This window comes from Stenotrophomonas sp. HMWF023 (assembly GCF_003060985.1).
GTDB classification, from domain to species: Bacteria; Pseudomonadota; Gammaproteobacteria; order Xanthomonadales; family Xanthomonadaceae; genus Stenotrophomonas; species Stenotrophomonas lactitubi.
The window spans coordinates 1-8,252 of the sequence record NZ_QAIJ01000134.1; the positions used below are offsets into that span (position 1 = coordinate 1).

General features: G+C 68.7%; 8 protein-coding genes. 4 read left to right on the top strand and 4 right to left on the bottom strand.

The annotated features are described in order from the left end of the window. The first annotated feature begins 186 nt into the window (after positions 1–186). From tilS to DBR20_RS07215, 3 genes are read left to right on the top strand one after another with little or no spacing between them, the layout of a single operon-like run. The gene (gene tilS / locus DBR20_RS07205) at positions 187–1,473 is read left to right on the top strand and encodes a tRNA lysidine(34) synthetase TilS (RefSeq protein ID WP_258223239.1); all 1,287 of its coding nucleotides are present in this window, start codon (positions 187–189) and stop codon (positions 1,471–1,473) included. 36 nt (positions 1,474–1,509) lie between these two features. Then, positions 1,510–1,770: an exodeoxyribonuclease VII small subunit gene (locus DBR20_RS07210; RefSeq protein WP_006381978.1), complete on the top strand. Its 261-nt coding sequence runs from the start codon at positions 1,510–1,512 to the stop codon at positions 1,768–1,770. After that, the gene (locus tag DBR20_RS07215) at positions 1,760–2,638 is read left to right on the top strand and encodes a farnesyl diphosphate synthase (protein ID WP_108265701.1); all 879 of its coding nucleotides are present in this window, start codon (positions 1,760–1,762) and stop codon (positions 2,636–2,638) included. Before DBR20_RS07210 ends, DBR20_RS07215 begins: the two co-directional genes overlap by 11 nt. 123 nt (positions 2,639–2,761) lie before the next feature. Here DBR20_RS07215 and DBR20_RS07220 read toward each other — a convergent pair whose 3' ends face one another. Next, positions 2,762–3,124 carry a DUF4870 domain-containing protein gene (locus tag DBR20_RS07220; RefSeq protein WP_108265702.1) on the bottom strand — a complete coding sequence of 121 codons (363 nt, stop codon included), beginning with the start codon at positions 3,122–3,124 and terminating at the stop codon, positions 2,762–2,764. Positions 3,125–3,211: 87 nt separating this feature from the next. Next, a complete protein-coding gene (gene pmbA / locus DBR20_RS07225; RefSeq protein WP_108265703.1) occupies positions 3,212–4,579 on the bottom strand; it encodes a metalloprotease PmbA in 1,368 nt (455 codons plus the stop codon). A gap of 68 nt (positions 4,580–4,647) precedes the next feature. On the opposite strand from pmbA, the gene yjgA reads away from it, so the two are divergent. Beyond that, the gene (gene yjgA / locus DBR20_RS07230) at positions 4,648–5,238 is read left to right on the top strand and encodes a ribosome biogenesis factor YjgA (RefSeq protein WP_089236366.1); all 591 of its coding nucleotides are present in this window, start codon (positions 4,648–4,650) and stop codon (positions 5,236–5,238) included. A 41-nt stretch (positions 5,239–5,279) separates the two neighbouring features. Here the strand turns inward: yjgA and tldD are convergent, their stop codons facing one another. Next, positions 5,280–6,725: a metalloprotease TldD gene (tldD, locus tag DBR20_RS07235; RefSeq protein WP_108265704.1), complete on the bottom strand. Its 1,446-nt coding sequence runs from the start codon at positions 6,723–6,725 to the stop codon at positions 5,280–5,282. Positions 6,726–6,789: 64 nt separating this feature from the next. Continuing rightward, a partial coding sequence (locus tag DBR20_RS22760; RefSeq protein ID WP_308812607.1) for an AsmA-like C-terminal region-containing protein occupies positions 6,790–8,252 on the bottom strand: 1,463 nt, incomplete at its 5' end.

The following is an 8,252-nucleotide window of genomic DNA, read 5'->3' on the forward strand; positions in this document are numbered from 1 at the left end:
GGGTTTGCGGGGTGTGAGCGGCATGGATGCCGCGACCAAGCCCCCATGGACGGGTTTACGGCGTCCCCGCAAACGCACAGTGCCCCGCCATCCCTCGGAATGCCGCTGTTGCTGTTGCTGTTGCTCCAGCAGTTGCCTCTGCAGGTGCAAGGCGCAGCCCTGCCGACCCACCCTATACTTGCCGCCGTGACTGCCTTCCCCACCCTCGTTCCGCTGGATGCACCGCTGCTGGTCGGCTACAGCGGTGGCCTGGATTCGACCGTGCTGCTGCACTGGCTGTGGCGATCGGCGCAGGCCGCCGGCACGCCACTGCGTGCCGTGCATGTACACCACGGTCTGCAACCCGCTGCCGATGATTGGGTGCGCCACTGCCAGCAGCAGTGTGCTGCGCTGGGCATCGCGCTGGCCGTGCACTGCGTGCAGGTCGCGCGTGAGGGCGGGCATGGCATCGAAGGTGCCGCCCGGTTGGCACGCCGTGCGGCATTCACCGCCGAGTTGCAGGCTGCAGAAACCCTGGCGCTGGCCCAGCACCAGGATGACCAGGCCGAGACCTTCCTGCTGCGCGCGTTGCGCGGCTCGGGCATCGATGGGCTGGCGGCGATGACCGCTGACAGCCACCTCGATGGCCATCGGCTGTGGCGGCCATTGCTCGCTGTGCCTCGCAGTGGGCTGCAGGCCTACGCCACCACACACTGCCTGCATTGGATCGAAGACCCCAGCAACGGCGAAGACCACGCCGACCGCAATTTCCTGCGTCTGCGGGTGCTGCCACTGCTGCGCCAGCGCTGGCCACACGCCGCTGCCGCATTGGCTGGCAGCGCCGCGCATAGCGCGCAGACCCGCGCGCTGCTCGACGAAGAAGATGCCGAGCTGCTCGCTCACCTGGAAGTGGCACCACGGGTGCTGTCGCTGGAGCTGCTGCGCCAGGTCGCACCGGAACGTGCTGCGCGCGTGCTGCGTGCGTGGGTACGCCAGCACAACGCAGCGCCGCTGCCGGCGCACGTACTGCGGCAGGCACAGAACGAATTGATGGTCGCCGACGCCGATCGGCAATCGCAGGTGCGTTGGCAACAGCACGCCATCCGCCAGTGGCGCCAGCACGCCTACCTGCTGCCGGCAGAGCTGCCGTCACTGCCGAAGGACTGGCAGGCGGCGTGGGACGGCCGCGCGCCACTGCTGCTGCCCGACGGCGGCCAGCTGCGCCTGCTCGGCACGGACGGCTTCGAACACCCGCTGCAACTGCGCGCCCGCCAAGGGGGCGAACGCATCGTGCTGCCGGGGCGTACGCATTCATCCGCGTTGAAGGACTGCCTGCAGCGCGAGCACCTGGCGCCCTGGCGACGCGCGCAGCTGCCCCTGCTGTTCGACCGAGAGCAGCTGCTGGCGGCCGCCGACGTAGTCATTGCCGCGCCGCTGCAGGCCTGGCTGCAGGCACGCAATGCACAGTTGCAGTGGCATCCGGGCGGCTGGTGAATTGACCCTCGCGCGCGCGCCGTCCACACTTGTCGCATGGCCAAGAAGTCCCCCGAAAACGCCTCCCCGGTCGCCCAGTTCGAGCAGTCGCTCGAATCGCTGGAACAACTGGTGGAGCAGATGGAAACCGGCGAGCTGAGCCTGGAAGCGTCGCTCAGTGCTTACGAACGTGGTGTCGGTCTGTACCGCCAGTGCCAGCAGGCGCTGGAGCAGGCCGAGCTGCGCGTGCGCCTGCTCAGCGATCCGGCCCAGCCCGAAACCGCCGAACCCTTCGATCCGCCCAGCCATGACGGCTGAGGCGTTGTTCGCGCGCTGGCGCGACCGTATCGAAAGCCAGCTCGACGCCGCCCTGCCCTCGCCGGCCGAAGCCCCGCAACGCCTGCACCAGGCAATGCGCTATTCCGTGCTCGGTGGCGGCAAGCGCATGCGCCCCTTGCTGGTCTACGCCGCCGGCCAGGTGTTCGGTGCCCCGCTGGACAAGCTCGATGCCGCAGCGATGGCAGTGGAGCTGATCCACGCCTATTCGCTGGTGCACGACGACCTGCCGGCCATGGACGACGATGCCCTGCGCCGTGGCAAGCCCACCACCCACATCGCCTTCGACGAAGCCACCGCCATCCTCGCCGGTGACGCCCTGCAGACCCGTGCATTCGGCCTGCTGGCCGATGCGCCGCTGCCGGCGGCATTGCGCGTGGCGTGCCTGCAGACCCTGGCCCGTGCCTCCGGCGCGGCCGGCATGTGCGGCGGCCAGGCACTGGATATCGATGCCACCGGCCAGCAGCAGTCGCTGGCAGCGCTCACCCGCATGCATGCGCTGAAGACCGGTGCACTGATCCGCGCTGCGGTGCGCATGGGTGCACTGTGCGGTGATGCGCCCGAACCCGTGCTGGCCCAGCTCGACGGTTTCGCCGATGCGCTCGGCCTGGCCTTCCAGGTCCGCGATGACATCCTCGATGTCGAAGCCAGTTCCGAGCAGCTGGGCAAGACCGCCGGCAAGGACCAGGCCCAGGACAAGAGCACCTTCCCTGCCCTGCTCGGCATGGACGGCGCCAAGGCGCAGCTGCGCGAACTGTCCGCGCACATGCAGCAGGCGCTGGCGGGCTATCACGAAGAAGCCGATGCGCTGCGCGCGCTGGCCACGCTGGCGGTGGAACGCGACCACTGATCGCAGCAATGGAGCTGCCGCGCTGCGCGCTCGACGGGCATGGCCCGGCGCTACCATGCGCGCCACACACGGAAACGCCCGGCATTGCCGGGCGTTTCTTTTTGCGTCGTTGCTCGTTACCGCTTACTTGATCAGGCGCAGCGCGAACGGGTAACGGTAGGTCTCGCCGTTGTTCGCCTTCACCGCAGCGATGATGCTGAAGACCAGGCTGAGCAGGCCGACGATCGGCGCCAGGAACGCACCGATGACCACGAAGGTCAGGATGATGCAGGCGAACATCGCGATGGCGACGGTGATCTGGAAGTTCAGCGCTTCCTTCGACTGGTCGGTGACGAAGGCCTTGCTGGCGTCATCCTTGTTGATCAGCCAGATGACCAGGGCGCCGATGAAACCGGTGAAGATGCCCAGCAGGTGCGCTGCCAGGGCCATGGTGCGCTGGTCGGCAGGCACGCTGCTCGCCGCCGGGACGTTCTCGAATTCGCTCACGACAAAACTCCTTTTTATTGGGTGGTCTTGACCGACCGGCGGCAAGCCGGTCGCGTCAGGCGGGCCTAGCTTACGCCATCAATGGCATCAATCATTGCCGGCGATCGTCATCCGTCCCACAAGGATCGAGCCGGTGCGGATGTGCGAGCGCGGATCGACGTCGCTGCCGACCGCCTCGATGGCCATGAACATGTCCCGCAGGTTGCCGGCGATGGTGATGCCGTCCACCGGATACTGGATCTGGCCGTTCTCCACGCGGAAGCCGCCGGCGCCGCGCGAGTAGTCGCCGGTCACCCCGTTCACCCCCTGCCCCATCAGCTCGGTCACCAGCAGGCCGTTGCCCATCTGCGCGGCGATCTCCTGCAGCGAACCGGCGTTGGCCGCCAGCTGCAGGTTGTGCACGCCGCCGGCATTGGCGGTGGTCTGCAGGCCCAGCTTGCGTGCCGAATAGCTGCCCAGCACGTAGCGCTGCAGCACGCCGTCACGGACCAGGGCCGACGCACGCGTGGCCACACCGTCGCCGTCGAAGGCGGCCGAGCGCAGGCCGCGGCGCAGGTGTGGCAGCTCCTCGATCTGCATCCAGCCGGGGAACAGCTGCTGGTCGACACTGTCCAGCAGGAAGCTGGCCTGGCGGTACAGTGCGCCGCCGGAGACCGCCGACAGCAGATGGCCCACCAGGCTGCGCGCTACTTCCGGCGCGTACAGCACCGGCATGCTGCCGGTTGGCAGCGAGCGTGGCTGCAGGCGAGCGATCGTGCGCTCTGCGGCGCGGCGACCGACGCTCGCCGGATCTTCCAGGTCCTCGCGAGCCAGTGCGCCGGTGTACCAGCCGTCGCGCTGCATGCCATCGCCGGTGCCGGCGATCAGCGCACAGCCGATCGAATGATGGGTACCACGCTCGCGGCCGATGAACCCGTGCGAATTGGCGTAGACCGACACGCTCTGCATGCTCGACACCGAGGCGCCATCGGAATTGCGGATCTGCGCATCGGCTTCGCGGCCCGCTGCCTCGCAGGCCAGTGCCAGGTCCACCGCCTCGTCGGCCTGCAGCTCCCAGGGGTGCCAGCCGTCCAGTTCGGGGAAGTCGCGGGCCATCAACCCGGCCTCGGCCAGGCCGGCGGCCGGGTCGTCCTCGGTATGACGGGCGATCGCGCAGGCCTGCTCGACGGTGGCCAGCAGGCTGGCCTCATGCAGGTCGGCGGTGCTGGCACTGCCCTTGCGCTGGCCGAAGTAGACGGTCACGGCAATGCCGCGGTCACGGGTGGACTGCACGGTCTCGACCTCGCCGAGACGCACATTGACCTCCAGCCCGCGGTCTTCGCTGCAGCTGACCTCGGCCTGGCTGGCGCCCAGCGCGCGGGCACGCTGCAGCAGCTGCTGGGAGATGTCGGCCAGCCGTTCCAGCCGGGCCGGGCTGTCGTCGCCGACGGCAACTTCAGGGGCGATCACGTTCAATGCTTTATCCTGTACGGGTTGGGCCCGGCATCACGCCGGGCGACTTTTTTTGAAATCAGGTATGGACGATGCGCGGACGCGACGAAGAAACCGGTGAATTCCACGACAAGAGCCGCAGCCAGAACCGGCGCGATGCGCTCGACGTCCTGGCCCTGGGCGAGAAGCTGGTGTCGCTGACCCCGGCCCAGCTGGCGCGCCTGCCGATCCCGGAGGACCTGCTGCCGCACATCGCCGAATGCAAGCGGATCACCGCCCATATCGCGCACAAGCGGCAGCTGGCGTTCCTGGCCAAGCACATGCGCCGCGAGGACGATGCCGCGCTGGACGCGATCCGCGATGCGCTGGACGCCAACAGCGATACCGGTCGCCGCGAAGTGGCGATGATGCACCGTGCCGAAGACTGGCGCGAACGCCTGATGAACGAGGGCGACACCGCGCTGGCCGCACTGCTCAACGATTACCCGCAGGCCGACCGCCAGCAGCTGCGCACGCTGGTGCGCAACGCCCAGGCCGAAAAGGCCAAGAACAAGCCGCCGCGCGCCTACCGCGAAATCTTCCAGGTGCTGCGCGCGCTGATGCTGCCGGCCGCGCTGGGCCTGAAGGCATCCGGTGAGGATGTCGAGGCGGACGCGCCGGTCGACGACGCCGACGAGGACTGAGTCCCCGTCGGGCATGGCGGTGGCTGTGGCCATCGCCGTGCTCAGGCCTGGGTACCGCCGACGGTGATGCCCTCGATCAGCAGCGAAGGCTGGCCGACACCGACCGGCACACTCTGCCCGTCCTTGCCGCAGATGCCCACGCCCTCGTCCAGGGCCAGGTCGTTGCCGACCATGCGCACCTTCTGCATGGTTTCCGGGCCGTTGCCGATCAGGGTCGCGCCCTTCACCGGTGCGGTGATCCGGCCATCTTCGATCAGGTAGGCCTCGGTGGCCGAGAACACGTACTTGCCGCTGGTGATGTCGACCTGGCCGCCGCCGAAATTGACCGCGTACAGGCCCTTCTTCACCGAACGGATCATTTCTTCCGGGTCATGCTGGCCGGCGCGCATGTAGGTGTTGGTCATGCGCGGCATGGTCATGTGCGCGAACGATTCGCGACGGCCGTTGCCGGTCGGCGCCACGCCCATCAGCCGCGCGTTGAGGCTGTCCTGCATGTAGCCGACCAGGATGCCGTCCTCGATCAGGGTGGTGCACTGGGTGGGATGGCCTTCGTCATCGATGTTGAGTGAACCACGCCGCCCATCCAGGGTGCCGTCGTCGACGATGGTCACGCCCGGGGCAGCCACGCGCTCGCCGATCCTGCCGGCGTAGACACTGGTGCCCTTGCGGTTGAAGTCACCTTCCAGGCCATGGCCGACCGCCTCGTGCAGCAGCACGCCCGGCCAGCCCGGCCCCAGCACCACCGGCATCACCCCGGCCGGTGCCGGCACCGCCTCCAGGTTCACCAATGCCTGCCGCAGCGCCTCGCGGGCGAAGGCTTCCGGGCGGCCATCGGCAAACAGCACTTCATAGCCGTAGCGACCACCGCCGCCGGAATAGCCCGACTCACGGCGACCGTTCTGTTCAACGATCACCTGCACGTTCAAGCGCACCAGCGGGCGCACGTCGGCGCCCAGCACACCATCGGTGCGGGCAACCAGCACGGTATCGACGCCACCGGACAGGCTGACCATCACCTGCTTCACACGCGGGTCGGCCGCGCGCAGGTAACCGTCCAGGCGCTTGAGCACCTCGACCTTGGCTTCGTTGCCGATGCCGTCGATCGGGTCCAATGCCGGATACAGCACGCGCGCATCGCCGCGCAGCAGCGAGCGTCCGGTCTGTGCGCCACCTTCGCGCGAGATCGCACGTGCCGACTGCGCCGCCGCCAGCAGTGCACCGGCGTGGATGTCATCGGAATAGGCAAAGCCGGTCTTCTCGCCGGCAATCGCGCGCACGCCCACGCCCTGCTCGATGGAATGGGCGCCGTCCTTGACGATGCCGTCTTCCACGCTCCAGCTTTCGCGCCGGGCATGCTGGAAATACAGGTCGCCGAAGTCCACACCGGGGCCGAGCAGTTGGCCGAAGGTGCGCTCCAGGCCAGCGGTATCCAGGCCACCGGGGCGCAACAGGCGATCTTGGGCAAGCGTCAGGGCGTTGTCAGTCATGGTCTCGATCTGGGGGTGTGAAGGCGGCCAGGCAAGTCCGCCGGGGTAAACGGGGACGCCGGGCTCAGCGCGGCGGCGGTTCGGTGACGGTCGGCGGCACGGCCGGCAATGGTTGTATGCGCGGCGGCGGTGCCGGCGCTGGCGCGCGTTCGCGGCTGCGCTCGATCACTTCCACCTTGGGCTCCTTCCACGGGCCGGTCACCTTGTAGGTGCGGGCGCCGATCTCGCCCAGTGGCTTGGACAATACCGCATTGGTGGCGGCGCCCAGCGCGGCGCCTACCGGGCCGCCGGCCACCGCGCCGACCACGGTAAGCAGGTTGCCCGCGCGCGGGTTGACGTCGATGGTCTGGTCGAACTGCTGCTTGCGCAGGTCGGCCTCGCCACGGATGGTGATGTTCGCGGCCGGCCCTTCGATCAGCACCTTGTCGGTACGCGCCATGCCCTCGCCGAACTGCACGCTGCCCTCGACCTGGTTGAACGCGAAGCCCTTGGAGAAGAAATCGCGGAAGTCGAACATCAGCCGTCGCGGCAGCTGGGCGACGCTGAGCAGGCCCAGCACGCGGCCGGCACCCGGTTCCAGCTCCAGCAACTGGCCATTGCGGGCGTTCACATCGAGCTGGCCCTGCAGGTTGCCCAGCTGGAAATCGGAAGGACCACCGGGCCACGACGCCTGCAGCTGGGCGTGGCCGGAGCCGCCGCGCAGCTGGCCGCCGTAGTCGAGGTTCTGCAGCAACCCGCCGAGGTCTTCACTGCGCACCTGCGCATCAAGCGCGGTGCGCGAGCCGCCGCCCTTGCCGAGCCAACGGCCACGGATGTCGATCTCCTGGCTGGGGGCACGGAAGCGCAGTTCTTCCACGCTCAGGCCATTGGCAACCGGCCGCGTACGCAGCACTGCCTGGCCCAGCACGACCTTGCCGAACTTCAGATCGGCGATGTCCAGCGCGAACGGCGGCAGTTTGGCCGGGTCCATGTCGTCGGCACCGGCCTGCACCCGTGCCGGTGCCGCCGTGGCACCGGCAAGGGTCGGCAATGATTGCCAATACACGCGATCGAGCTGGCCGCTGATGGTGCCGCCATCGGCGTTGGGTACGTTCAACTTGCCGGCCAGCGAGGGGCCATCCAGGCGCACGTCCAGCGCCTGCGGGCCGGGGTGCAGTTGCAGCCGGGTCTGCTCGAACACACCACCGATCAGCATCAGCTGGCCGACCTGCACGTCCACTGCGCGCAGCGGCATCGGATCGCCATCGCCACCGGCGCCACGGGCCAGGCCGATCCATTCCAGCGCATCCAGCGTCGGGCTGCGGCCATTGATGGTCAGCCCGCTGGGCGGCGGTTCGCGGTCAACACGGTCGCTGCCCAGGGTGACCTGCACGCCGGTCTGGTTGTTGTGGCTGCGCGCGGCCAGCGCCAGACGCTGGCCGAATGCCACGTCGATGCGACCAGCGCCCATCGGCAACTGCGCGGCCACGGTGGTCGGCAGCGGCTCGCTGGCCGGCTTCTGCAGCGGCGCCGGCAGGTCCAGGCGGG